Below are 25,503 nucleotides of genomic sequence, written 5' to 3' on the forward strand. Positions count from 1 at the left end.
GGTGGTCCGAATGCGCCTAGAGGGCGCGTTCGCCGATGATGCGACGGTACTCGATGGCACTGGCCTTCGGGGTGCGCGCCTGGGTCTCGTAGTCCACCCGTACGATGCCGAATCTCTTGTCATAGCCCCAGGCCCACTCGAAGTTGTCGAGCAGCGACCAGTAGAAGTACCCCTTCACTGGCACTCCGCCATCGACGGCATCCAGAATGGCGTCGAGGTGAGCGGTGAGGAAGTCCCGGCGGTCGACATCGTCGACCGAACCATCCGCGTTGGCCACATCGTCATAGGCCGCACCGTTTTCGGTCACCGAGAGGGCGACTCCAAGTGGGCCGCTGTATTCGTCGTATACCCGGCGCAGGAGGCGGGTGAGTCCCTCCGGCTGCACCTCCCAGTCCATCGCGGTGAGCGGCAGTCCGCGTGAGCGCCAGTGCACACCGTCCGCAGCGGGGAACGGCGAGCGCTTGGGTCGTTCGGATGGCGCGGCGGTGGATGTCTCGTCCGCGCCGGGCCGCATGCTCACGAAGTCACCGTGGTAGTAGTTGACGCCGAGGGCATCGATCGGAGTCGAAATGATCCCGAGGTCTCCGGGGTGCACGACGGCCTCGAATCCGTTGCCTGCAACATCCTGGAGCACATCGTGCGGGTACTCGCCCCGGAAGATCGGATCGAGAAAGAACCGGTTGAACTGGCCGTCGATACGTCGTGCGGCATCACGGTCCCCGGCATCGGACGGATCGACCGGGTCGGCCACCGTGAGGTTGAGCGTGATACCCAGTTGCAGGCTGGGGTCGCGTTTGCGGAGCTCCTGTACGACGAGTCCGTGACCGAGCAGCAGGTGATGCGCGGCGGCGAGCCCGGCGGGCACGTCCTGGCGACCCGGCGCATGTTCTCCGCCGATATAGCTGAGAAAGGATGCACACCACGGCTCATTGAGAGTGGTCCAGGACTCCACGCGGTCACCGAGCACATCGTGCACGGTCGCGGCGTATTCAGCGAAACGGTAGGCGGTGTCCCGGTTGGCCCAGCCGCCCTTCTCCTCGAGCGCTTGCGGGAGGTCCCAGTGATAGAGCGTGAGCCACGGTGTGATGTTCTTTTCGAGCAGCTGATCCACCAGCTTCGAGTAGAAGGAGAGACCCTGCTTGTTGACGTGCCCACCGTCCGGACGCACCCGCGACCAGGAGGTGGAAAACCTGTAGGCCTGCAACCCGAGGTCGGCCATTAGCGCCACATCATCCGCAAAGCGGTGGTAGTGGTCGCAGGCGACCTCGCCGTTGTCGCCGCGCACGACCGCGCCGGGAACGCGGCAGAAGACATCCCAGATCGAATCGGTGCGGCCGTCTTCGTGGGCCGCTCCCTCGATCTGGTAGGCGGCCGTCGCGGCTCCGAAGAGGAAGTCCGGCGGAAACGCGCGGGCGCTTCTGGTTGTCGTGGCCAGTGCTGCGGTGTCGATGGTCATGAGGGCCATCCCTTCAGTGCTTGTGATCCGAGTGCTTGTCATCCGAGTGCTTGTCATCCTTTTACGGCTCCCTGCATTATCCCTGCCACCAGCTGCCGTCCCGCGAGCACGAACAGCGCGATGAGCGGGAGGGTGGCGAGCAGCACTCCCGCAAGAACGATGGAGTAGTCGATGAAATAGTTGGCCTGCAGCGTCGCGAGCGACACCGGCAGGGTGGGGTTGCTCGCATTCAGCACGATGAACGGCCAGAAGAAGTTGGTCCAGATGGTGATGAAGGTGAACAGTGCAAGCATCGCCGCCGCCGGCCGGGCGGACGGCAGCCCGATGTACCAGAAGGTCTGGAACATGTTGGCGCCGTCGATACGGCCGGCCTCCACCAGCTCGTCGGGCAGCGCCTGGCTGATGTACTGGGTCATCCAGAAGACCCCGAAGGCGCTCACGAGCGCTGGCACGATTACCGCGCCGAGCGTGCCGGTCCAGCCGAACGCCGACATCGCGATGAAGAGGGGCACAACTCCGAGCTGTGTTGGTACGGCGGTGGTGGCGATAACGAACACCAGCAGGCCCCTTTTGGCACGAAAGCGCAACTTGGCGAATGCGTAGCCGGCGAGGGTGGAGAAGAAGACGACCGATGCGGAGACGACGGTAGAGACGATGACGCTGTTGCCGAGCGACTTCCAAAAGTTGACACTCTCGTTGTTGATGACGGATGCCGCGTTGGCGATGAAGTTACCTCCCGGCCACCACGACATGTTCGGGTCGTTGATCGTCGAGGAGTCCCCGCTGCCGATGAGAAACGACCAGTAAAGCGGAAACACCGACGCGAACATCACGACCGCGAGGAATGCGTAGACGATCGGGCTCGGTCGGCCGATCGTGAGGAAGCGCCCGCGTGGTCGAAGAGGGGAGGAGACGGTCATGACTTTCGTCCTTCGTTGCTGGCGATCCGGCGGGTGATGCCGAGATTCACGAGTCCGATCAGCACGATCACCAGGAACAGGAGCCAGGCGACCGCGGCGGCACGGCCGAAGTTGAGCTGGCCCCAGCCGAGGTTGTAGAGGTAGATGGTGAGAGTGAGCCACTGGCTGTTAGCGCCGCCGGTGCCGTACTGGTCGAACAGGCGTGGTTCGTCGAAGATCTGGAGGCCGCCGATCGTGGCGGTGATGATCACGAAGATGAGCGTTGGCCGTAACTGCGGCACGGTGATCGAGAAGAAGCGACGCAGCGCTCCAGCCCCATCGATGGTCGCCGCTTCGTAATAGTCCCGAGGGATGGCCTGCATGCCTGCCAGAAGAATAAGAGCGTTGTATCCGGTCCACCGAAAGTTGACCATGGTGGCGATGGCGAACTGGCTCGCAAGAGGATTCGAGTGCCACTGGATGCCCGGAATTCCGACGTACCCGAGCAGCGTGTTGACGAGGCCGTACTTGTCGCCGTACATGTTGCTGAAGATGAGGGAGACCGCCACGGGCATCACGATGTACGGCAGCAGTACTCCCATGCGCCAGAACGTCTTGCCTCGCAGGTTGGTGTCGAGCACCGCCGCAATCACGAGGGCGATGATGATCTGCGGCACCGATGAGAGCAGGAAGATGCTGAAGGTGTTGCGAAGGGCAATCCAGAATTTCTGCTGCTGAAGAACCCAGAAGAAGTTGTCACCGCCGATGAAGGCGCCCTGGCCGCCGATGAGGTCCCAGGCGTGGAGTGATACCCAGCCGGTGTAGAGCAGCGGGAACAGGCCGACGACGGCGAAGAGCAGGAAGAACGGCGAGATGTAGAGATAGGGCGAGAAGCGGATGTCCCAGCGACCAAGCTTCTGGCTGAAGGCGATCCTGCGAGGTGTGCGTTGCGCCACCCGGAGCGTGGAGGTTGTCATGGTGCGAGTCCTAGAGGTACGAAATACTGCTGCCTACGAGGGCCGGGTCGCCCGCGGAATCGGGCGACCCGGGTGGTGCTCGACGACCTAGCCGAGCGCCTTGATGTCGGTGACTACCTGGGTCCAGGAGTCCGAGACGGACTGCGTTCCGGTCTCCACTCGCGTGAGACCGTTCTGCACGGCAGTCATGATGGATCCGTACTGGGTGCCTTTGAAGGGGGTCACCTTCACCGCATTGGCGCGATCGATGTAGATCTTTCCGATCGCCGCATTGTTGAAGAAGGCGTTCGTCGCGCCCGTGAGGGTGGGGTCGGTGTATGCCGCGACCTGGCTCGGGAAAGTGCCAGCGACCTTGAACGCCTTGATCTGCTGGGCCGGCGCAGTGATCCAGTCGACGAGAGCCTTGGCTTCAGCGGTGTGCTTGCCCTGGGTGGGAACGAGCAAGAATGAGCCTCCCCAGTTCCCTCCGCCGTTCGGGAACACGTTGGCGATCTTCCAGTCGGTCGCCTTGGGGGTATCGCCCTGGATCACTCCGAGCATCCATGCCGGGCACAGCATCGTCGCATAGGCACCGTTGGCCATGCCGGCCGACCAGTCGTTGCTCCACTGGGTGAGGTGCGAGGACTGGGTCGAGCTCGCCTTCAAGACGGACTCAAACGCCGCCTTCACATCGGGGTTGGTTGCAGCGACGACCGTGCCGTCACTCTTCTCGAAGAAGTTCTTGTATTGGTTGGCGAGCCCCTGGAAGGTGGCTCCGGCCGAGTCGAACCAGGCGGCACCGGTCTTCGCATCGGCGAAGGTCTTGCCGGCGGCGTAGTAGGTGTTCCAGTCGCCGGTGAGGAGCTTGGAGACGGCGTCGGGGTCGGTCGGCAAACCTGCCTTCGCGAAGAGGTCTGAGCGGTAGCAGATGGCCTCCGGGCCAATGTCGGTTCCGAGGCCGATCTGCTTTCCGTCCGCGGTGCCGCCAGCGGTCTTCCAGCTGGAGTAGCGGCCCTTGTTGTCGGCGGAGGCGAGGTCGACGAACTTATTCCCGTACTTGCGTACCTTGGGCATCCAGTCGCCGTCGACGGCCTCGACATCGCCGAGACCCGAACCGGCCGCGAGTTTGGTGAAGAGATTCATCTGCGCCGCATCCGAGGTCGCTGCCTTGTTCTGCACGACAGTGATGTTGGGGTGGAGCTTGTGGTACTCGGCAAGCAGAGCGTCGTCATAGCCGAAGTTATTGAAGGTGGCGAGGGTCAGCGTGATCGGCTTGGTGGTCTCGGCCGCCGAGGTGCCACCACCGGCCGAGCATCCGGTGGCGATGAGGGCAAACGCTGCTGCACCGGCAATGGCGGCAACGGCGGTCGTGCGTCGTGAAAGTTTCACGGTCACTCCTTTGTGTGCGTGGGAAGGGAAATGCGGGAGACTCATGGGAGCGCTCCCATCTTCGAGCATGGGAGCGCTCCCATACAGTCGCGCTAACCATACGCATTCGTGATGCACTCTGTCAACAAGAAAAAAGACGGTCCACCAGAAATACTGGTGAACCGTCTTTTGAGCGAGGTAAGGTGCGTTAGGGCTTCGGCGAAGCGCCGACTCGATTGTCGGCGGATCCGTCTCCGGGCCGCACACTGTCGGTGTCACGCTCACTCGTATCGGGCTCGAGTGGTGCGCCCATCATTTCGGCCGCCTGCGTGGCCAGGATCGCGGCGTCCTGGTCGGCGACCTCCTGAATGGCCGACTTCTGGCGAAGCGGAGTGGCCTTGAGGAAGAAGCTCAGAATGAAGGCGACGAGCACGACGATCAGGCTCACCCAGAAGCCGCGTACCATCGCGTCGGAGAAGCCGTTGAGGAACGGCGCAGCGAGTGCATGGTTGGCATTGTTGAGGAACGAGGTGTTGCCATCGAGCGACGTGGTGGCGCCGCCTCCACCAGTGCTGCCGGGAGTAATCCTGGCGAGCACACTGTCGACGACCTGGCGGCGTGCTCCTGCGTTTGACAGGTCTACCTGGGCCGGAAGGTTCTGCTTGATCGGGTCCACGATGGCGTTGTAAATTTTCGTCATGATGCCCCGGTTGTTGGGGGCACTCGCAACGGCCGGGTTGAGGGCGGCGTCGAGCGCGGCGCGCAGGGTGCCCCTGTTGCTGAAGTTGGACTTGATGTTGCCGCCGACCACGCTGAAGACCACGGAGAAGATCACGGCGACCCCGAGCGTTCCACCGACCTGTCGGAAGAATGTTGACGACGAGGTCGCAACACCGATATCGCGCGGCCCGACCGAATTCTGGCTCGCGATGGTGAGGGTCTGCATGAGCTGGCCGAGCCCGAGGCCGACCAGAAGCATCGCGCTGGCGAGTACGAGGTAGTTGGAGTCTGCTGTGATCGTGGTGAAGATCAGGAAGCCGGCCACCATGAATCCGGTACCGAGAATCGGGAAGATCTTGTAGCGACCGGTGCGGGAGATCAGCTGGCCACTCACGATCGAGGAGATCATGAGTCCAAGGATCATCGGGAGCAACTGGAATCCGCTCTCGGTCGGGGTGGAGCCCTTCACCAATTGCAAGTAGAGCGGCACGGTGGAAATGGCGCCGAACATACCGAACCCGACAAGAACGCCGAGGATGGTCGCGACCGAGAAGGTGGGCGATTTAAACAGTTTGAGTGGGATCAGTGCGTCATCACCCATGAGCCGTTCGGAGACGATGAAGGCGATGATTCCCAGCACTCCGACGATGTAGCAGGCGACGGATCCCGCAGAATCCCAGCCCCAGTCGCGACCCTGCTCGGCGACGAGCAGGAGGGGCGCAACCGCCATGATGACGGTGGTCGCCCCCCACCAGTCGATACGCACCCTGCGATTGATACTGCGCTTCGGCAGGTGCAGGAATCGCAACACCATTGCGAGAGCGATGATGCCGATCGGGATGTTGATCAGGAAGACCCAGCGCCAGCCGTTGATGAACAGGATGTAGGGAGCGCCGGCGAACAGCCCGCCGATGAGCGGACCGATGACGCTCGAGATGCCGAAGACGGCGAGAAAGTAGCCCTGGTATTTGGCTCGTTCGCGCGGTGCGAGCATGTCTCCCATGATCGCGAGGGGGAGGGCCATGAGGCCACCGGCACCGATGCCCTGGATCGCGCGGAATCCGGCGAGTTCGAGGATCGAGGTGGAGAAGCCCGACGCGACGGAGCCGATGATGAATATCGAGATCGCGAAAATGAACAGCGGTCGGCGGCCGAAGATGTCGGAGAGCTTGCCGTAGATCGGTGTCGCGATGGTGGAGACGATCAGGTAGGCGGTGGTGACCCAGGCCTGCTGGCTGAGGCCGTTCAAGTCATCCGCAATGGTGCGGATGGAGGTGCCGACCACGGTCTGGTCAAGGGCGGAGAGGAACATGCCGGCCATCAGGCCGTAGAGCACAAAGAGAATCTGGCGGTGGGTCATGATCCCCCCGGACTCGTGGACCTCTTTGGCCCGGGTTGCTGCGTCGACGCGTGACATGGATCCTCGATTTGTGTGGCGAAGGGTGACTTAACTGAAATCACCACTGAAGAACGAGCGTTCTTCAGTGGCGCAAAATCTTGCGTGCTGTGCAAAGTTACACGCAGGGCAAGCATTTCGCAAGTCGGTTTCGGCGCAAATTCGACGAAATCCTATGGAGAAGGCAAACTGTCAGCTTGACAAGCGGGCTGCATCAGCTCCGGACGGTGACGAGGGTGCTGACCGGTGCCCAGTCGAAAATAGTGGCGATCACGGCAACTGGTACGTGGACGCAGCCGTGGGAGCCCTGGGTCGTGTAGAGCGGACTACCGTAGGGGAAGGTCTGCCATGACGAGTCGTGGAATCCGATACCGCCGTCGAAGGGCATCCAATATTCGACCGGATCGTTCCATGGGCCGTTGACGTCCTTGCCAGCGAGCACGGTGTTGCGCTTCTTGCCGGTGATGTGCGAGGTGCCGAGGGGGGTCGTGTACCGCGCGTTCGTTATCGCTGATGCGCCGGTCGTGATGGCACTGTCGATGAGCAGTGCGTCACCGGTGCACGCCCACAGGTGCTGCTCACCGATACTCACATAAATGTGTTTGACTCCGGCTGGCGTTCCGGCGCAGGGCGACGCGATCGGAGTCGCGGGCTGCGCGGGCGCGGCAACGGTTTTCGCGACCGGAGCCGGTGCGGCTGCCACTGGCGCCGCGCTGGAGGTTGCAGCGGGGGTTGCAGAGGGAGTCGCGGTGGGCTTCGGTGCGGATGTCACGGTGAGCGCCGAAGCGTCGCGCATACCGGCGCTGCATCCCGCAAGTACGACAAGAAGCGCCGTCGCTCCGGCGATTGCAACGGCCCGTCGCAAATTGGCTATACGTTCCATCGGTCGTCCCCACACTCAATCAAATCTCTTAGCAGACCATAACCTTAGATGTCCGAGCCAGGCGGCACCGCATCCGCCGAGTCTTTTCGTGCGACTTGCCAGCCGGGCTCCCTGCTCGCACCCCCGGGGGAAGATCAGTCAACCTCCGAGCGCCGCGTCCACGATGGCCTTGGCTTCGTGCTGCACCTGTACGAGGTGCTCTGGGCCGAGGAAGGACTCCGCGTAGATCTTGTACACGTCTTCGGTGCCGCTCGGCCGGGCCGCAAACCACGCATGCTCGGTGACCACCTTCACTCCGCCGACGGCGGCACCGTTACCCGGGGCCTCACTCAGTTTCGCAAGTATCGGTTCTCCTGCGAGGGTGGTGGCGGTGATCGAGGAACCGGTGAGAGTTCCGAGTGCTGCCTTCTGCGCCTTCGAAGCTGCGGCATCCACCCGCTCGTACACCGGCGAGCCGAACTTCGCGGTGAGCTCGGCATAGAGCTGGCTGGGGGACTTGCCGGTGACCGCGATGATCTCGCTCGCGAGCAGGGCGAGCAGGATGCCGTCCTTGTCGGTGGTCCATACTGTCCCGTCCTTACGGAGGAAACTCGCCCCCGCAGATTCCTCGCCGCCGAACGCGACGGAGCCGTCGACGAGCCCGGGCACGAACCACTTGAAGCCCACCGGAACCTCCCAGAGGCGGCGGCCGATCGATTCGGCAACGAGGTCGATCATGGAACTCGAGACGAGCGTCTTGCCGATCGCGGCATCCGCGCTCCACTGCGGGCGATGGCTATAGAGGTACTGGATGGCGACAGCCAGGTAGTGGTTCGGGTTCATGAGCCCGCCATCCGAGGTAACGATGCCGTGCCGGTCGGCGTCGGCGTCATTGCCGGTCACCACGTCGTAGTCGTCCTTATGCACCAGCACGCTGGCCATGACGGATGCCGATGACGGGTCCATGCGGATCTTGCCGTCCCAGTCGAGCGTCATGAATCCCCACTGCGGATCCACCCCGGGATTGACCACGGTGAGGTCGAGTCCATAGCGCTCGGCAATCGCGCTCCAGTAGTGAACACTCGCGCCGCCGAGGGGATCGGCGCCGATGTGGACGCCCGCCTTTTTGATGGCCTCCACGTCGATGATGTTCTCGAGGTCATTCACGTAGTTACCGCGGAAGTCGTAGGTGCCGACGCCCGAGGGCTCGGCCCGCTTCACGGCATGGCTACCCTCGGCGATGATCTCGTTCGCTCGGTTCGCGATCCAGTTGGTGGCGTCGCTGTCGGCCGGTCCACCGTGTGGCGGGTTGTATTTGAAGCCGCCATCGCGAGGCGGGTTGTGGCTCGGGGTCACGACGATTCCGTCGGCCTGCGGCTCGCCGGGGGCGATCGAAGCGTTGTACCTGATGATTGCGTGGCTGATTGCCGGTGTGGGCACGAAGTCGCCAAACTCGTCGACCAGGGCCTCCACCCCGTTGGCGATCAGTACCTCGAGTGCGGTGGTCTCGGCCGGACGGCTCAGGGCATGGGTGTCGCCGCCGATGAAGAGTGGACCGGTGATGCCCTTCCCCGCGCGGTACTCCACAATGGCCTGTGTAATTGCCGCGATGTGGGTCTCATTGAAGGCACTGTCCAGGCTGGAACCGCGGTGGCCGGAGGTGCCGAACACCACTTTCTGCTCGGCGATACTCACGTCGGGCACACGCTCGTAGTAGGCAGCGAGCAGCGCGTGCACGTCGACGAGATCAGAGGTCTGGGCTGGCTGTCCTGCGCGAGCGTTCATACACCAAGTCTTGCACCCGCGGGACGTCGGCCTGCAGGAGTTAGACGTCGTTCCTTCCCCGCGGCGAGCCAATAAACTCGGCGCTATGCCGAATCTGACTCACGCCGAAGATACTTATTCTTACCTTGGTCCGGCCGGCACCTTCACGGAGGCCGCGCTCGCCCAGGTGACGGATGCCGTCGGCAAGACCTGGCAGCCGGTCAACAACATCGGACAGGCCCTCGACGATGTCGTGTCGGGGCGCAGTATCGCGGCCATGATCGCGATCGAGAACTCGATCGAGGGCGGCGTTACTGCGAGCCAGGATGCGCTCGCCAACATCCCGAACCTCCGCATCATCGGCGAGTACCTCGTGCCGGTGAACTTCGTGCTCGTGGCACGGCCGGGCACCCGGCTATCGGATGTGCGGGTCGTCAACGCGCATCCGGTTGCCTACGCGCAGTGTCACCTCTGGCTCGACGCGACCCTGCCCGCGCATGGCCACCTGCCGGCCACCTCCAACGTTGCGGCGGCGGCATCGCTGCTGGCTGACGACACGGCGGATGCCGCAATCGCGCCCCCCGGAATCACCGGCCACTATCCGCTCGAGGTGCTTAGCGTTGAGATCGGCGACAATCCGAATGCGGTCACCCGCTTCGTGCTCGTCAGCCGCACGACTCGCCTGCCCGCGCCGACCGGGTCGGACAAGACCAGCGTGATCGTGGAGCTTCCGGATGACACGGCCGGCCGCCTGCTTGAGATGCTTGAGCAGTTCGCCACCCGCGGGGTCAACATGAGCCTGCTCGCCTCCCGTCCGATCGGAGACGCCCTCGGCCGCTACCGTTTCGTTATCGATCTCGACGGCCACCTTCACGACGAGCGGGTCGCTGAGGCCCTCCTCGGTCTCAAGCGTTTTAGCCCCAAGGTGATCTTCCTCGGGTCGTATCCCCGCGCCGACAAGCTCGCCATCACGGTGAGCCCGCGGTACGACAACGCGGCCTTCACCGATGCCCGAGGCTGGCTCGACGGGCTGATCGGTCCCGGCTTGGTGTAGTGACTATCGCTCGAGAATCGACGAGGATGTCGGTATGGAGAGCGAATCGCCGTCGATCGACCCACGCTATCGGCCGGAGTTCCAGCGTGGGTACCGCGGGGTTGCCGGGCCGATGCCGCTCACGCAGACGAGCCGCGCGGGTGCGCCGATCCGAGTAGGGCTGCCTCCGGTCGGCGTACCGGTAGCCGATGTACCGGTAGCCGATGTACTGCCAGTAGAGGACGAGCCTGTTCGTCGGCGACGCAATCCCTACATCGTCATCATCGTCATCACGGGCATCATGTTCATCGGTCTCGGTACCTGGCTCACCGTCCGGTACACCCTGATCGGTATGTCTTCCGAGGGGTTAATGCCCGATTCCGTGTCCTTCCGGTTCGCCCAGGCACTCACCTTTACCTTCGCCGCTCCGCTCGTCACCATCGGCTTCCTGGCCCTTGTCGGCGTCGGCTTTTTCCTCGCGGCGCGGAGGCGCTAATGAAGGGTGTGGAGCGCGCACTCATCGTCACGACCGCGGTGCTCCTCGGAGCCGCGATCGTGATGTGTTGGAACACGTCGACAACTGTCCAGAGCTTCACGGACGTCGAACACGCCACGCCCTGGCCATTGGTGCTCGCGCAGACCATGTCGTGGATTGCTGACATTCTCGCCCTCGTAGGCCTCGCCTCTGGGGTCGGCCTGCTCTTCCTTCGCGCGGCCCGCTGGCCAGGGACGCCAGCGGAAGACGAGGAACTTACGCCGCAACCTTCACCGTAAGTGCGCCGGGGTCCACCCAGGCGTGAACGGATTTGGCCTCGCCGAACTCGTCGCCGTCGAGCTGGAACTCCTGCGGATGCTCCACCGTCATCCGCAGGTCGGTGCCGGTGGAGTAGAGCACGTCTTTCACATCGGTGGTGAGGTCGATGATCGACCGGCCCAGCGCGCTTTTACGCAGTACACCGTTCTCCCAGGTCACCTTGTTCCACACCTTGAGCCAGCCAAAAGGTCCGCTGGGTTTGAGCGCGGCGATGTCCAGCACGCCATCGTCCGGTTTCGCATCGGGGAGGAGCAGGATGCCACCGGGCAGGGAGCCGCAGTTGCCGACGATGATCGTGTGCACGCTCGTCGTTCGCTCGGGCGCTCCATCGATGCTGAAGCGCAGCTTTATCGGCTTGAGGTTGGGGATGGCGCGCACTCCGGCATCGATGTAGGCGAGCCATCCGACCGCTTTCTTCAGCTTTGGATTGGTGAGGGCGATCATCTTTGCGTCGAGGCCGAGGCCGGCCATCACCACGAAGGTGTGCTGTTCTCTGCTGCCATCGGCGCGCTCGATTTCGGCGATGCCGAGGTCGATCCGGCGATCGGAGCCGGTGAAGGCCGTGCGAATGGAACCGAGCGGGTCGGTGAGAGGGAGTTCGAGATTGCGCGCGAGCAGGTTGCCCGTGCCGGACGGGATCAGTGCGATCGGCACACCTGACTCGCGCAGCGCCTCCGCCACGGCGCGGACGGTGCCGTCGCCGCCGGCCGCGATCACGACAGCCGCTCCCTGCTCGACCGCGGTCCTCGTGACGCTCTGCCCGGCGTCCTCTAGCGAGGTGGAGTGCCATTGGGTCGCCCCCCATCCGGCCGCGGTCTCCGCCTCGGCGACCCGGGCTTCGAGTCGGGGTAGGTCGACCTTGATGGGGTTGTACACGACGGCGGCGTGGCGGTCCGTGGGCGGTGGCGAGGCTGACACGTGACCAACGGTACGGTATTGCTCAATAGACTGGAGGGGTGATTGATTCGCAGCTGCTCCGTGACAATCCCGAAGTTTTCAAGGCATCGCAGCGCGCGCGAGGTGAGTCCGACGGGCTCGTCGACGTGGCGGTCGACGCCGATCTGAAACGCCGCTCAGCGATCTCCGAGTCGGAGACCCTGCGGGCGACGCAGAAGGCGCTCGGTAAACAGGTCGCGCAGTCCACGGGGGAAGCGAAGGTCAGCCTGCTCGGTGAGGCCCAGGGTCTCGCCGCGCGCGTGAAAGACCTCGCCCAGGTTGCGGCCGATGCCGAGGCGGAATTCACCCGCTCGGCGCGAAGTATCGCTAACCCCATCATCGACGGCGTTCCGGCCGGCGGCGAAGAGAACTTCGTCACGCTTCGGGAGGTCGGCGATAAGCCCGTCTTCGAATTCGAACCGCGCGATCATCTCGAGCTCGGTGAGAAGCTGCGCGCCATCGACATGACCCGCGGCGCAAAAGTCTCGGGTAGCCGGTTCTACTTCCTGCGCGGAATCGGCGCCCGGCTCGAGATCGCACTCATGAACATGGCCCTCGACAAGGCGCTCTCCGAGGGCTTCGAACCCCTCATCACACCGACGCTTGTGCGCCCCGAGATCATGGACGGCACCGGATACCTCGGCGCCCACGCCGACGAGATTTACTATCTGCCCGCCGACGACCTCTATCTCACCGGCACGAGCGAAGTGGCGCTCGCCGGGTTCCACTCCGACGAGATCCTCGACCTCTCGGCTGGCCCGCTGCGCTACGCCGGGTGGTCTACCTGCTATCGCCGAGAGGCTGGATCCGGCGGAAAAGACACCCGCGGCATCCTGCGTGTGCACCAGTTCAACAAGCTCGAGATGTTCAGTTATGTTCTGCCGGAGGATGCCGAGGCCGAGCACGACAGGCTCGTCGCCTTCCAGGAATCGATGCTGCAGGCCTGTGGCCTCAGCTATCGCGTGATCGATGTCGCCGCCGGGGATCTCGGATCGAGCGCGGCGCGCAAGTTCGACATCGAGGCGTGGGTGCCCACCCAGGGCGAATACCGCGAGCTCACATCGACGAGCAACTGCACGACCTATCAGGCTCGGCGACTCGACATCCGCTACCGCCTCGAATCGGGCAAAACGACACCGGTCGCGACCCTCAACGGCACGCTTGCGACGACGCGCTGGTTGGTCGCGATTCTCGAAACGCACCAGCAGGCGGATGGCTCGGTGCGGGTGCCGTCGGAGTTGCAGCCATACCTCGGTGGGCTGGAAGTAATGGAGCCGGTCGCGTGATCGATCCCTGGTTGGTCGCGCTCGACATCGACGGAACGTTGATGCACGAAGACGGGGTCGTCTCGCCGCGGGTGATCGCCGAGGTTCAGCGGGTGCGGGATGCCGGTCACGAGGTCATGCTCGCCACCGGTCGTTCCGTGTCGATGACCCTTCCGGTACTCGAGCGATTCCAGCTCACACCGCGCTATGTCGTCTGCTCCAACGGTGCCATCACCCTCGGACGCGACGAGGACGCGCTGACCGGCTACTCGCGCGTCGCCGTCGATTCGTTCGACCCGTCGGGGGTACTCGCAACCATTCGAGAGAGCCTCCGCGACGCCAGCTACGCCGTCGAAGACGAGGAGGGTTTTTTTCGTTACACGGGCTTCTTTCCCGATTCGGCCCTCGGCGCGCTGAGCGAGAAAGTGCCATTCGAGCAGTTGGGCGAGCATCAGGCCACCCGCGTCGTCGTGATCTCCCCCGAGCATGCGATCGAGGAGTTCCTGTCGATCGTAGAAAAGATGGGCCTGCACAAGGTCACCTACAACGTGGGCTGGACGGCCTGGCTCGACATTGCCCCGGATGGAGTGAACAAGGCGACGGCGCTCGAACGGGTGCGCGACTGGCTTGACATTCCCCGATCGCGAGTGATCGCCGTTGGCGACGGACGCAATGACATCGACATGCTCCGGTGGGCCTCCGAGAGTGGGCGAGGGGTCGCCATGGGACAGGCTCCGGATGAGGTGCTCGCCGTTGCCAACGAGGTCACCCTCACCGACCTCGAGGACGGTGTCGCGGAGCTGTTCCGTACGTTCTGAGCACGTGCTGGTCGACCCGGCCGAGATCCCGCTTCCCTCAATCGACTTGGTAGTTGTTGTGACTTGCGGGCTTCCAAAGTCGCAACAACTACCAAGTCGATTGCTTGAGGGACGGAGTTTCGACTTCGGGGGCTTCGGCTAAGCTCGGCTTGTATTCTGGAGGGCTGTCCGAGCGGCCGATGGAGCCAGTCTTGAAAACTGGTGGGCAGAAATGTCTCGTGGGTTCGAATCCCACGCCCTCCGCCATCGTTTCAGTGGCGCCACTCGCTATTCGCCGACGAAAACGCGCTGCCCCGTTGGATGCGAATCGCGCTGGCCGTGTCTCCCCCGCGAGGAGGTCTCCCTTGCCGAACGTGACGGGCTTGCTGGACGCCACACGAAGCGCCGTGGCGTTCGTGTGATGCATGTCCAAGAGCCGACCTCTCGCTGGGGGGAAGGTCGAGCACGGCTCGTCGCACGGCTTGATGCCGCGGCGCAGCGAATCTGTGGGTAAGCACGCCAGATCCTGACACTTCCTTCCCGTCAGGCCCGCGGATATCAGGCGCCGGGCCGACGTTAGGTATTCGTTAGGTTTTCGCGCCTGGCCGTAAGGACTTCGTGAGCAAACCGATACGGGGTGAGGGGAGGGTGTCTACTCATGTGCTGTGCCTCTCTGGCATTGGGCCCAATCCAGGGCTCTGCGAACGAAATCGAATGGAGCTATCCGTGCTCGACATTGTGTACGTCCTCGTCACGATCGCCGTTTTTGCGGTGGTCGGCGTCGTCGCCCGGGGGGTAGAGAAGCTGTGATCGTTTTCACCCTTGTCGCGGCGATTCTTGCCGTCGCATCGCTCGTCTACCTCGTGTTCGCCCTCGTGAAACCGGAGCGATTCTGATGGTCGTACTCTTTGGGATCCTCCAGATCCTGACTCTCGTGGTCCTTCTCGCGCTTGTCTATCGTCCTCTTGGCGACTACATGGCGAGAATGTTCACCACATCGAAAGACCTCAGGGTCGAACGCGGTTTCTACCGCGTCATCGGTGTGGATTCGGATTCCGAGCAGTCCTGGCGTCTCTACCTGCGCAGCGTTCTGATCTTCTCGCTCGTGGGTGTGCTGCTGCTCTACGCGATGCAGCGTCTCCAGGCCGTGCTTCCCTACTCGCTTGGCTTTCCGGCAATCCCCGAAGGGCTCTCCTTCAATACGGCGGCGTCCTTCGTCGCCAACACCAACTGGCAGTCGTACTCGCCGGACGTGACGATGGGATACGCGGTCCAGCTGGGCGGACTGGTCGTGCAGAACTTCCTCTCCGTCGCTGTCGGTATCGCGGTCGCGATCGCGCTGATCCGCGGACTCGCCTATCGCAAGTCCGGAACCGTCGGTAACTTCTGGGTGGACCTCACCCGCTCGTCGCTTCGACTGCTGTTGCCGCTCTCGTTCATCGCCGCGATCATCCTGATCGCCGGCGGGGTCATCCAGAACTTCAACGGGTTCGACTCCGTCGCCACCATCACCGGCGGTTCACAGTCGATTCCCGGTGGCCCGGTTGCTTCGCAAGAAGCGATCAAGATGCTTGGCAACAACGGCGGTGGGTTCTACAACGCGAATTCGTCGCATCCATTTGAGAATCCCACCGCCTGGACGAACCTGTTCGAGATCTTCCTCATGCTCGCGATTCCGTTCGCACTCACCCGCACCTTCGGCCAGATGGTCGGAGACAAGCGCCAGGGCACCGCGATCCTCGCGGTGATGGCCTCGATCTTCGCCGTCTCGCTCACCGCCATGACGCTCTTCGAGACGCTCACCGGCGGCGCAGCCACCCGGCTTGCCGGCGGCGCGATGGAAGGCAAGGAGCAACGGTTCGGGATCTGGGGATCCACGCTATTCGCGTCGACATCCACTCTCACATCCACCGGAGCGGTGAACTCCATGCACGATTCGTTCACTTCGCTCGGCGGCTTCATGGCCATGTTCAACATGATGCTGGGTGAGGTCGCGCCCGGTGGGGGCGGATCGGGTCTCTACGGAATGCTGATCCTCGCGATCATCGCCGTCTTCATCGCGGGCCTGCTGGTCGGACGTACCCCGGAATACCTGGGAAAGAAGATCGGCCCGCGAGAGATCAAGCTCGCGAGCATCTACATTCTGATCACTCCGACACTTGCCTTGGCAGGCACGGCGCTCAGCTTTGCGATACCGGCGGTACGGGCGGATGTACTGAAGACCTCCATCTTCAATCCCGGACTGCACGGACTGTCAGAAGTGTTGTACGCGTTCACGTCCGCCGCGAACAACAACGGTTCCGCCTTCGCCGGACTCACCGCAAACACGCCCTGGTTCAACACCGCACTTGGCGTCGCGATGCTCCTCGGCAGGTTCCTGCCGATCGTGTTCGTACTGGCTCTTGCCGGCTCGCTCGCCGCACAGGACAAAATACCGGCGACCGCGGGAACCCTGCCCACCCACAGGCCTCAGTTCGTTGGCCTGCTCATCGGAGTGTCTGTTCTCGTGACGGCTCTCACCTACTTCCCCGTATTGGCGCTAGGACCGCTTGCTGAAGGGCTGCACTAAAAATGTCTACTGTCATTGAAACTCCCGCTCCCGAGCGGAAACACGGCAATACGGGTGAGCAGGTTACCAAGTCGAGCGCGTTCACGCCGCGCCAGCTCGTGGCCGCCCTGCCTGGCGCCCTGCGCAAGCTCGACCCGCGCCAAATGTGGCGAAACCCGGTGATGTTCATCGTCGAGATTGGTGCGGCGTACACGACCCTGATCGCGATCGCCGAGCCGTTCCTCGGTGGTCCCTCGAAGTCTGGCGGAGCGCTCGTTCCCGCCTCATTCACCTGGGGCATCGCCATCTGGCTGTGGCTCACCGTCGTCTTCGCCAACCTGGCCGAGGCCGTCGCGGAGGGTCGCGGCAAGGCGCAGGCGGAAAGCCTTCGCCAGACGCGCACCAGCACCATGGCCAATCGGGTCGTATCGTACGACGAGCGAAACGATGCCGGCGCTGACGCGGCGGCTACCTCGCCTGTCTCATCGGCTGACCTGACCCTCGGTGATGTCGTGGTCATCGTTGCCGGTGAGTTGGTACCCGGCGACGGTGACATCATCTGGGGCATCGCCTCGGTCGACGAGTCTGCCATCACGGGAGAGTCGGCTCCCGTCATCCGCGAATCGGGCGGAGACAGGAGTGCGGTAACCGGTGGCACCCGCATCCTCTCCGACCGGGTCGTTGTGCGAATCACCAGCAAGCCGGGCGAAACCTTCGTCGACCGGATGATCAAGCTGGTCGAGGGCGCATCGCGTCAGAAAACGCCGAACGAGATCGCGCTGAACATCCTGCTCGCGAGCTTGACGATCGTCTTTGTCATCGTGACGCTGACGCTGAACCCGGTGGCCGCCTATGTCGGCTCCGAGGTGAGCGTTCCCGTGCTCATCGCCCTGCTGGTCTGTCTCATCCCGACCACCATCGGTGCCCTGCTCTCTGCAATCGGAATCGCCGGAATGGACCGGCTCGTTCAGCGCAACGTGCTCGCCATGTCCGGCCGCGCGGTGGAAGCCGCGGGAGACGTGACGACCCTGCTCCTCGACAAGACCGGGACGATCACCTACGGCAACCGCCAGGCAGCCGAGTTCACGGCACTGAGCGGTGTTGAGCGCACGGACTTGATCACTGCTGCCGCTCTCTCCTCGCTGAGTGACCCGACCCCGGAGGGGAAGTCGATCGTCGACCTTGCGGAAACGACCGGATTCAGCACGGGCACGAAGGCAGCGGGCGAGATTGTGCCGTTTACGGCCCAGACGAGAATGAGCGGCCTCGACCTGTCTGACGGATCCCAGATTCGAAAGGGTGCAGGTTCCGCGGTCATCGCCTGGGTCGAAGAGTCCACGAGGGCGGCCGGCAGTGAGCTTTCCGAGCTCGCAGAACATGTCGACCGCATCGCCAATGCCGGTGGTACACCGCTGGTCGTTGCGACGAAATCGGCGACGGGTGAGGCGCGAATTCTGGGTGTCGTGTACCTGAAGGACATCGTCAAGGCTGGCCTTTCCGAAAGGTTCGCGGAGTTGCGCCTGATGGGAATTCGCACGGTGATGATCACCGGCGACAACCCGCTCACCGCCAAGGCGATAGCCGCTGAAGCAGGGGTTGACGACTATCTTGCCGAGGCGACACCGGAAGACAAGCTCGCCCTGATCCGCAGGGAGCAGGAGGGTGGCAACCTCGTTGCGATGACCGGTGACGGTACCAATGATGCTCCCGCGCTTGCGCAGGCGGATGTCGGCGTGGCAATGAATACGGGGACCTCGGCCGCAAAAGAGGCGGGCAACATGGTCGACCTCGACTCCGATCCGACGAAACTCATCGACATCGTGAGAATCGGCAAGCAGCTGCTGATCACGCGCGGATCACTGACGACCTTCTCGATCGCGAACGATGTGGCCAAGTACTTCGCGATCATCCCGGCCATGTTTGCTGGAGTATTCCCGGGGCTCGCAGTGCTCAACATCATGCAGCTGCATTCTCCGGCTTCGGCGATTCTGTCCGCGGTGATCTTCAACGCGATCATCATCGTGATCCTGATCCCCCTGGCGCTGCGAGGGGTGAGCTACCGGGCGACATCCGCGTCCCGCATCCTCAGCCGTAACCTGCTGGTCTATGGCGTCGGTGGCATTGTCGCGCCGTTCATCGGCATCAAGCTGATCGACCTGCTCGTCACCCTCATCCCCGGCTTCTGACACACCCCGATCTGGAAAGTAGATAACAATCATGAGTTCACCAAGAACGGCGGTCCGCCAATACTGGGTGGCCATCCGTGCGATGTTGATATTCACTGTCGTGCTCGGTGTCGGCTACACAGCCGTTATCACCGGCATCGGCCAACTCGCCCTGCCCTACCAAGCCAACGGATCCGTGATCACGGTCGGGGATGCCACAGTCGGCTCGGCGCTCATCGGCCAGGGGTTCACCGACAAGAAGGGCAAGGCGTTGCCGCAATGGTTCCAGTCCCGCCCATCAGCGGCAGGGAGCGGATACGACGCCTCGGCTTCGAGCGGGAGTAACTACGGCCCCGAAAATTCCGACCTCATCACGGCCGTGAAAGAACGGAAGGCGGCCATTGCGCAGCTCGACGGCGTAACGAGCTCGAGCATTCCCGCCGACGCGCTCACGGCATCCAGCTCGGGGCTCGACCCGCACATTTCTCCGGAATACGCCCTGCTGCAGGTGGAACGAATCGCCCGGGTGCGCACCCTGTCCGTCGCGTCGGTTACGAAGCTCGTCGAGGATCAGATCCAGGCACCTGACCTCGGATACCTCGGCCAGTCGAGAGTCAATGTGCTCGAGCTGAATGTGGCCCTCGCGAAGATGAAGGGCTGATACCCATGAAGAGAGGGCGGCTCCGAGTGCTGCTCGGCGCCGCTCCCGGCGTCGGTAAGACCTACACGATGCTGGAAGAAGGAGCACGTCTTCGCGACGAGGGACGTGACGTGGTCGTCGCCGTGGTGGAAACCCACGAGCGCAAAGCGACCGCTGCGGTGCTCAAGGATCTAGAGATCATTCCGCGTAAAGAGACCGAGCATCGCGGTATCTCTCTCGCCGAGATGGATCTGGACGCGGTGATCGCTAGGCGACCCGATGTGGCCCTGGTGGATGAGTTGGCACACACGAATGCCCCTGGCTCGCAGAATGACAAGCGCTGGCAGGATGTGGAAGCCCTTCTTGACGCGGGTATCAACGTCATGTCCACCGTCAATGTTCAACACATCGAATCGTTGAGCGACGTCGTCGAGCAGATCACGGGGGCGCCGCAGCGAGAAACCGTGCCCGACACGATACTGCGTGCTGCGGATCAGATCGAAGTAGTGGACCTCGCCCCCCAGGCGCTTCGCGACAGACTCGCCGAGGGCAACGTTTATCCGGCCGTGCGCATTGATGCGGCCCTCTCCAACTATTTCCGACTCGGTAATCTCACCGCGCTGCGAGAGTTGACACTCCTCTGGTTGGCCGATGAGGTCGATAGTGCCCTCAAGAGCTATCGCAACGAGCACGGTATCGATAGCAAGTGGGAGGCGCGAGAGCGTGTGGTGGTAGCGCTCACCGGCGGCCCGGAAGGGGAGACCCTGATCAAACGCGGAGCGCGCATCGCGGCCCGTTCGACAGGGGGAGATCTCATCGCCGTGCACGTCACGAGCCAGGACGGTCTTGCCGACACCCACCCCGGTGCCCTCTCCGCGCAGCGTGCGCTGGCCGAAAAACTCGGTGGCACCTACCATCAGGTCATCGGCAACGACATCCCACGGTCACTCGTCGAGTTCGCGAAGGCATCGAACGCCACCCAGCTCGTCATCGGGGTCAGCCGCCGCAGCCGCCTTGTCGCAGCGCTGACCGGGCCGGGCATCGGTGCGACGGTTGTGCGGGAGTCTGGCCCCATCGATGTGCACATCGTCACCCATGCCGCCGCGGGCGGCAGATTTGCCCTTCCCCGAATTTCCGGCGCCCTCACTCTCAGACGGCGGATCATCGGGTTCATCGTGGCGCTGGCCGCCGGTCCACTCATCACCTGGCTGTTGGTGTCATTCCGCACGAACGACACGATCACGAGCGACGTTCTCGCTTTCCAGTTGCTGGTGGTGGTGGTTGCGTTGATCGGCGGTATTTGGCCCGCCCTGTTCGCAGCATTACTCTCCGGGCTAACCCTCGATTTTTTCTTCGTTGAGCCTGTCTATACGGTGACAATTGCGAAGCCGGCCCACATCCTCGCACTGGCGCTGTACATCCTGAACGCCGTGCTCGTCAGTTATGTCGTAGACCAAGCGGCCCGACGATCCCGGGTCGCGGTGCGGGCAGCCGCCGAATCGGAATTGCTTGCAACGATCGCAGGCAGCGTGCTCCGTGGCCAGGATGCCCTCGAGGCACTCATTACCCGCACAAGAGAATCCTTCAAATTAAACAGTGTTCGAGTCGTCGGAGCGGACGACGTTCTCTTCGAGTCAGGAATAGTCAAGGACGACGATCGCCTCACCGTGCTTCCGGTGGGAGAGCGCGGCACCCTGGAATTGCGCGGCCCTAATTTGCCCGCATCCGAGCGACGGCTCCTTTCTGTAATCGCTGCTCAAATTGATGCAGCGCTCGAACACAACGCACTGGTGAAGACCGCTGGCGAAATAGAGCCCCTTGCCCAAGCCGACCGCATGCGCAGCGCCCTGCTCGCCGCGGTGGGGCACGACCTGCGAAGACCCCTCACCGCAGCTACTGCAGCAGTCACCGGCCTGAGGAGCACCGATGTCACGTGGTCGGTGTCTGATCGCGATGAGTTGCTCGCAACCGCCCAGGAGAGTTTGGAGACCCTCGCCGACCTGGTGACCAATCTTCTCGACGTCAGCAGGGTTCAGGCTGGTGCTCTGGCGGTGACAACTGCACCCCTCCTCGTCGAGGATGTGATTCTGGAAGCCATCGACGAACTCGGTCTTGGCCCCGCGGATGTGGAGTTGGGGATAGCGGAGGATCTGCCCGAAGTGCTCGCGGACCACGGGCTACTACAGCGCGTGCTGGTTAACCTGCTGGAGAATGCTCGCAGATATTCAGAGCCGGGCGAGCCGGTTCGAATTTCGGCCAGTACCTTCGCAGGTTCGGTGGAAGTGCGGGTGACCGACACCGGGCCCGGTGTGCCGCAAGACAGACGCGAAGATATCTTCGTGCCGTTCCAGCGGCTGGGTGACACCGACAATTCCACAGGGCTCGGCCTTGGCCTGGCGCTATCGAAGGGATTCGTGGAGGGGATGGGGGGAACGCTGCAGGCGGACGACACCCCCGGTGGGGGGCTGACGATGGTCATTTCTCTGCCCGTGATTAAAGACAGGGTCTTGACATGAAAATCCTCATCGCTGATGACGACCCACAAATAATCCGTGCCCTCAGAGTGACGCTCGGCGCGCGCGGGTATGACATCGTGACAGCCAGCAACGGCGTGGAGGCACTAAACCAGGCAATCAGCCATCATCCCGACCTCGTGATGCTCGATCTCGGCATGCCCGCGTTGAACGGGATAGAGGTCATCGAGGGCCTGCGCGGATGGACTCAGGTTCCCATACTGGTCGTGTCGGGACGGACGGATGCGGCCGACAAAGTCGCCGCCCTTGACGCCGGAGCCGACGACTATGTGACTAAGCCGTTTTCCGCAGAGGAGCTGCTCGCGAGGGTCAGGGCGCTCACCCGGCGTGTGCCGGCGGGCGACGACGAGCCTGTCACGATCTTCGGCGATGTCAGGGTGGACTTCTCGGCCAAGCAGGTCACCCGAGGCGACGCTAAGCATCCCGAGTCGATCCGGCTCACTCCGACGGAGTGGCGCATCCTCGAGCTGCTGGTGCAGAACCCGGAAAAGCTCATCACGCGGGAAAGCATCCTCACCCAGGTATGGGGGCCGCACCACACCAGAGACACCGGATATCTGAGATTGTATTTCGCGCAACTTCGCAAGAAACTCGAGCCGGTGCCGTCTCGCCCGCGATACTTCGTGACCGTGCTCGGCATGGGATATCGGTTTGTTCCGGACGAACCATCCGACTAATTCACTCGCTGGCTCTGCAAAAAGCCCAGGGACCGGTGCGTCTCCCGGGGGAAACCCGTGAGCACCCCGCGGATCTCGCGGCCGGTGACCAGTTGTCACCGCAGTGTGCGAGCAAGTCGTTAGGGTCCGCGTCGTGGCCGTGTGGATTTCGTAAGCAAGCTCCGTTGGCCACGACATTCGGAGTAGACCAAGGTTGTGAAACATGCAGATGTCGTCTCAACTGAGCCAGCCGTGCGATTGTTCGATCGCCTTCCCGAGCCGTTTAAGCGAAAGCTCGAGGGTGAGAATGCGTGGGGCTACTTCGAGGTAGCCCCGCTAGGCCGGGGATTATGGATGCGCGAGCGTTTGACGGTATTTCCTCCCGGTACGACCGCGGCGGAGTGTCGCGCGGTGGTCCTCCATCGCAACTGGCCTGTAGTCGGCGCGGTCGTGGCGCTTTTCGCAATGATCGGATTCGGTCTTGTGCTGCCCGCATTCGCGGCGTTCCTGGTGGCTTTCGCGCTCTACGGTGTCGGCATCCTGCTGAGCGCCAGAGCAACACATCGGGTGCGGAGAGAGTCCGTGAGATTGGTCGTCATTACGGTTGCGGTCAGTGGAGGAGCATCCTCCTACGGCAACGTCCAGAGCATGAGCATGGCACGCTCGGCGTTTGAATCGCTCGACATCCGCGCTCGGGATGAGGACCTGACGCCTGCGCAGTACGAGCGGGAGTGGGCATCCATCCTCTAGGCATTGAAGACCCGAGGCGCGGCGTTGAGCGACGAACTGGAGAGAGGAATTGGCCAGTCCTCGAGTTGGCCTGGCGCGCTGACGAGCCCCGCGACGACAGGTGCCGCCCGCCCGTCAGATCGCGCGCAAATCGCGCCCGTGTAAACTCCTTCCGGCTCGCTTCGCCCGACCCGCCTGCCGAAAGGATTTGCAATGAGTGACCTGCGTCCTCGTTCTCGCTCGATCGCTGGTATCGCTCGGCACGGCCAACTGCGTGCATCTTCCCCCGTCACCACCGTCCTCAAATTCGTGGCGGCAGCGCTCGCCGTTGCACTCGTGAGCGGGGTATCCATCGCGGGAATCGCAGTCAGCCAGATCACTAACAACATCAAGACCGTCGCCCTGCCCGGCGAAAAACAGGGTCCACCTCCCGGCCTCGGATCGTTTGAGGGTGGCTTCAACGTGCTCATCGTCGGTAGCGACACGCGTGCCAACCAGGGGGCCCAGTTCGGTAAGGACGACGGAGTTCTCAACGACGTTACGATGCTCGTGCACGTATCGAAAGACCAGTCCAACGCGGTGGCAGTGAGCATCCCGCGCGACATGGTCGTGCCGATCCCCGCCTGCCCCAAGGAGGACGGCAAAGGCAACTACAACGCGATGTCGGCCCAGCCCATCAACAACACGCTCGCCTACGGTGGGCTCGCCTGCACCGTGCTCACGGTTGAGGCTCTCACCGGGCTCAAGATACCGTTCGCGGCGCTCATCACCTTCCAGGGCGTCATCCAGATGTCGACCGCTGTCGGCGGGGTTCCGGTGTGCATTAACGGCCCCTTGGTCGATAGGTACAGCGGCATCGACCTCCCGGCGGCCGGCACTTACACTCTGGCGGGAGCGGATGCTCTTGCCTTCCTTCGCAGTCGACACGGTGTCGGCGATGGCAGCGACCTCGGCCGCATTAGTTCGCAACAGGTATTCCTCTCTTCGCTCGTGCGCACGGTGAAAAGCAATGACACTCTCACCAACTTCACGAAGCTCTACGGGATCGCCACCGCGGCGAGCCAGAACATGACCCTCTCCAACAGCCTGAAGAACATCAACACGATGGCGTCTCTCGCGCTCGTGCTGAAGGGTATTCCCCTGAACCGCATCAGTTTTGTGCAATACCCGGGCACAACGGGGGCCGGCGGAGTGTACGCGGGCAAGGTGGCACCCCTCACAAGCGTTGCGAACGCGCTCTTCGCAAAAATCAAGGCAGATGAGCCGTTCACTCTCGACTCCGGCACAGGGCGCGGCTCCGTAGCCAACCCGACCGCGCCGGTATCACCCGCGCCCTCGGCATCCGCTGCTCCGGCGCCGTCCGGCTCAGCAGCTGCCGCAACCACTCCGCCTGCCGGTGCGGTCACCGGAGTGCTCGGGCAGACTGCGGCCGACTACACCTGCTCCAAAGTGAACAGGTAGCCGACTATTTCGGACCGCGATTGATGTACAGCAAGAAGAGCACGGCGACTATGAGCAGCACGACGCCGAGAGTGACGATCAGGAAGCCGATGGCCGGGCCGGCTGCGGCGATAGATGAGGGAAACAGGATGATCCCCCTCGGAAGCTCGGAGCGCGGTTCGACAGTGACAGGGGATGCTCGCAATCTAGTGACCCTGGCCGATGTGCTGGACTTCACTCTAAATCGGCAGTCAGGCACCGTTCGAGCAATTCGGCTCCCCAGTCCGGGGGTGGGGCCTTCCCCAATACAGGGGGGGTGAATGGGCGCTCGCGATGAGTGCCGCTATGATTACAGACGACAACTTGGAGCTGTCGCATAGTTCGGCCTAGTGCACCACCCTGCTAAGGTGGAGAGGGCGTAAGCCCTCCGTGGGTTCAAATCCCACCGGCTCCGCAAAAGAGCTCCTCTAGGAACTCCTCTAAGTACTACCTCAAAAATTTACGCCCTCCCGGTTGGGAGGGCGT

22 protein-coding genes and 2 tRNA genes are annotated in these 25,503 nt (G+C 63.0%); 15 read left to right on the plus strand and 9 right to left on the minus strand.

Annotated elements, in window-relative coordinates; genetic code table 11:
• Positions 1–16: 16 nt before the first annotated feature.
• The 7 genes from RCH11_RS13760 to pgm all read right to left on the minus strand — a co-directional run bounded on the left by RCH11_RS13760 (position 17) and on the right by pgm (position 9,442).
• Positions 17–1,465 (minus strand): GH1 family beta-glucosidase, encoded by a 1,449-nt coding sequence (locus tag RCH11_RS13760; protein WP_327057618.1) that lies wholly within the window; start codon positions 1,463–1,465, stop codon positions 17–19.
• A gap of 44 nt (positions 1,466–1,509) precedes the next feature.
• Positions 1,510–2,376, minus strand: a complete 867-nt coding sequence (locus RCH11_RS13765; protein ID WP_327057587.1) for a carbohydrate ABC transporter permease — start codon at positions 2,374–2,376, stop codon at positions 1,510–1,512.
• Positions 2,373–3,332, minus strand: coding sequence for a carbohydrate ABC transporter permease (locus RCH11_RS13770; protein ID WP_327057588.1), 960 nt, complete (start codon positions 3,330–3,332; stop codon positions 2,373–2,375). The genes RCH11_RS13765 and RCH11_RS13770 overlap by 4 nt, the downstream gene beginning before the upstream one ends.
• Before the next feature lie 87 nt (positions 3,333–3,419).
• Positions 3,420–4,700 carry an ABC transporter substrate-binding protein gene (locus tag RCH11_RS13775; RefSeq protein ID WP_327057589.1) on the minus strand — a complete coding sequence of 427 codons (1,281 nt, stop codon included), beginning with the start codon at positions 4,698–4,700 and terminating at the stop codon, positions 3,420–3,422.
• A 187-nt stretch (positions 4,701–4,887) separates the two neighbouring features.
• The gene (locus RCH11_RS13780) at positions 4,888–6,816 is read right to left on the minus strand and encodes an MDR family MFS transporter (RefSeq protein WP_327057590.1); all 1,929 of its coding nucleotides are present in this window, start codon (positions 6,814–6,816) and stop codon (positions 4,888–4,890) included.
• A 193-nt stretch (positions 6,817–7,009) separates the two neighbouring features.
• Entirely contained in the window at positions 7,010–7,678 is a 669-nt protein-coding gene (locus tag RCH11_RS13785) for a L,D-transpeptidase (RefSeq protein WP_327057591.1), read from the minus strand.
• A 138-nt stretch (positions 7,679–7,816) separates the two neighbouring features.
• Positions 7,817–9,442 (minus strand): phosphoglucomutase (alpha-D-glucose-1,6-bisphosphate-dependent), encoded by a 1,626-nt coding sequence (pgm, locus tag RCH11_RS13790; RefSeq protein WP_327057592.1) that lies wholly within the window; start codon positions 9,440–9,442, stop codon positions 7,817–7,819.
• Between the two features lie 85 nt (positions 9,443–9,527).
• Between pgm and pheA the strand changes: the two genes are divergently transcribed.
• Genes pheA through RCH11_RS13805 form a run of 3 tightly spaced genes read left to right on the plus strand, consistent with a single transcriptional unit; the run spans position 9,528 to position 11,228 of the window.
• Complete coding sequence (gene pheA / locus RCH11_RS13795; RefSeq protein ID WP_327057593.1) at positions 9,528–10,475, plus strand: prephenate dehydratase; 948 nt, start codon at positions 9,528–9,530, stop codon at positions 10,473–10,475.
• A gap of 34 nt (positions 10,476–10,509) precedes the next feature.
• On the plus strand, positions 10,510–10,950 hold the full coding sequence (locus tag RCH11_RS13800) for a hypothetical protein (RefSeq protein WP_327057594.1): 441 nt from the start codon (positions 10,510–10,512) through the stop codon (positions 10,948–10,950).
• Positions 10,950–11,228, plus strand: a complete 279-nt coding sequence (locus tag RCH11_RS13805) for a hypothetical protein (protein WP_327057595.1) — start codon at positions 10,950–10,952, stop codon at positions 11,226–11,228. Before RCH11_RS13800 ends, RCH11_RS13805 begins: the two co-directional genes overlap by 1 nt.
• Here RCH11_RS13805 and RCH11_RS13810 read toward each other — a convergent pair.
• A complete protein-coding gene (locus tag RCH11_RS13810; protein ID WP_327057596.1) occupies positions 11,206–12,186 on the minus strand; it encodes a diacylglycerol/lipid kinase family protein in 981 nt (326 codons plus the stop codon). The genes RCH11_RS13805 and RCH11_RS13810 overlap by 23 nt on opposite strands.
• A gap of 38 nt (positions 12,187–12,224) precedes the next feature.
• On the opposite strand from RCH11_RS13810, the gene serS reads away from it, so the two are divergent.
• The 11 genes from serS (at position 12,225) to RCH11_RS13865 (ending at position 24,999) form a co-directional block, all read left to right on the plus strand.
• Positions 12,225–13,490, plus strand: a complete 1,266-nt coding sequence (serS, locus tag RCH11_RS13815; protein ID WP_327057597.1) for a serine--tRNA ligase — start codon at positions 12,225–12,227, stop codon at positions 13,488–13,490.
• Positions 13,487–14,287, plus strand: coding sequence for an HAD family hydrolase (locus tag RCH11_RS13820; protein ID WP_327057598.1), 801 nt, complete (start codon positions 13,487–13,489; stop codon positions 14,285–14,287). Before serS ends, RCH11_RS13820 begins: the two co-directional genes overlap by 4 nt.
• A gap of 158 nt (positions 14,288–14,445) precedes the next feature.
• Positions 14,446–14,533, plus strand: a tRNA-Ser gene (locus RCH11_RS13825).
• A 539-nt stretch (positions 14,534–15,072) separates the two neighbouring features.
• A complete protein-coding gene (locus RCH11_RS13830; protein WP_327057599.1) occupies positions 15,073–15,162 on the plus strand; it encodes a potassium-transporting ATPase subunit F in 90 nt (29 codons plus the stop codon).
• On the plus strand, positions 15,162–16,835 hold the full coding sequence (gene kdpA, locus RCH11_RS13835) for a potassium-transporting ATPase subunit KdpA (RefSeq protein ID WP_327057600.1): 1,674 nt from the start codon (positions 15,162–15,164) through the stop codon (positions 16,833–16,835). The genes RCH11_RS13830 and kdpA overlap by 1 nt, the downstream gene beginning before the upstream one ends.
• Positions 16,836–16,837: 2 nt before the next feature.
• Positions 16,838–19,000, plus strand: coding sequence for a potassium-transporting ATPase subunit KdpB (gene kdpB / locus RCH11_RS13840; protein WP_327057601.1), 2,163 nt, complete (start codon positions 16,838–16,840; stop codon positions 18,998–19,000).
• Between the two features lie 31 nt (positions 19,001–19,031).
• On the plus strand, positions 19,032–19,640 hold the full coding sequence (gene kdpC, locus RCH11_RS13845; RefSeq protein ID WP_327057602.1) for a potassium-transporting ATPase subunit KdpC: 609 nt from the start codon (positions 19,032–19,034) through the stop codon (positions 19,638–19,640).
• Positions 19,641–19,645: 5 nt separating this feature from the next.
• Entirely contained in the window at positions 19,646–22,135 is a 2,490-nt protein-coding gene (locus tag RCH11_RS13850; protein ID WP_327057603.1) for an ATP-binding protein, read from the plus strand.
• A complete protein-coding gene (locus tag RCH11_RS13855) occupies positions 22,132–22,830 on the plus strand; it encodes a response regulator transcription factor (protein WP_327057604.1) in 699 nt (232 codons plus the stop codon). Before RCH11_RS13850 ends, RCH11_RS13855 begins: the two co-directional genes overlap by 4 nt.
• Before the next feature lie 195 nt (positions 22,831–23,025).
• Positions 23,026–23,559: a DUF6611 family protein gene (locus tag RCH11_RS13860; protein ID WP_327057605.1), complete on the plus strand. Its 534-nt coding sequence runs from the start codon at positions 23,026–23,028 to the stop codon at positions 23,557–23,559.
• A 192-nt stretch (positions 23,560–23,751) separates the two neighbouring features.
• Positions 23,752–24,999 (plus strand): LCP family protein, encoded by a 1,248-nt coding sequence (locus tag RCH11_RS13865; protein ID WP_327057606.1) that lies wholly within the window; start codon positions 23,752–23,754, stop codon positions 24,997–24,999.
• Positions 25,000–25,003: 4 nt separating this feature from the next.
• Here the strand turns inward: RCH11_RS13865 and RCH11_RS13870 are convergent, their stop codons facing one another.
• Complete coding sequence (locus RCH11_RS13870; protein ID WP_327057607.1) at positions 25,004–25,183, minus strand: hypothetical protein; 180 nt, start codon at positions 25,181–25,183, stop codon at positions 25,004–25,006.
• Positions 25,184–25,343: 160 nt separating this feature from the next.
• Between RCH11_RS13870 and RCH11_RS13875 the strand changes: the two genes are divergently transcribed.
• A tRNA-Ser gene (locus tag RCH11_RS13875) sits at positions 25,344–25,432 on the plus strand.
• The last annotated feature ends 71 nt before the right edge of the window (positions 25,433–25,503 follow it).

Source organism: Glaciihabitans sp. GrIS 2.15 (genome assembly GCF_035984695.1).
Taxonomy (GTDB): domain Bacteria; phylum Actinomycetota; class Actinomycetes; order Actinomycetales; family Microbacteriaceae; genus Lacisediminihabitans.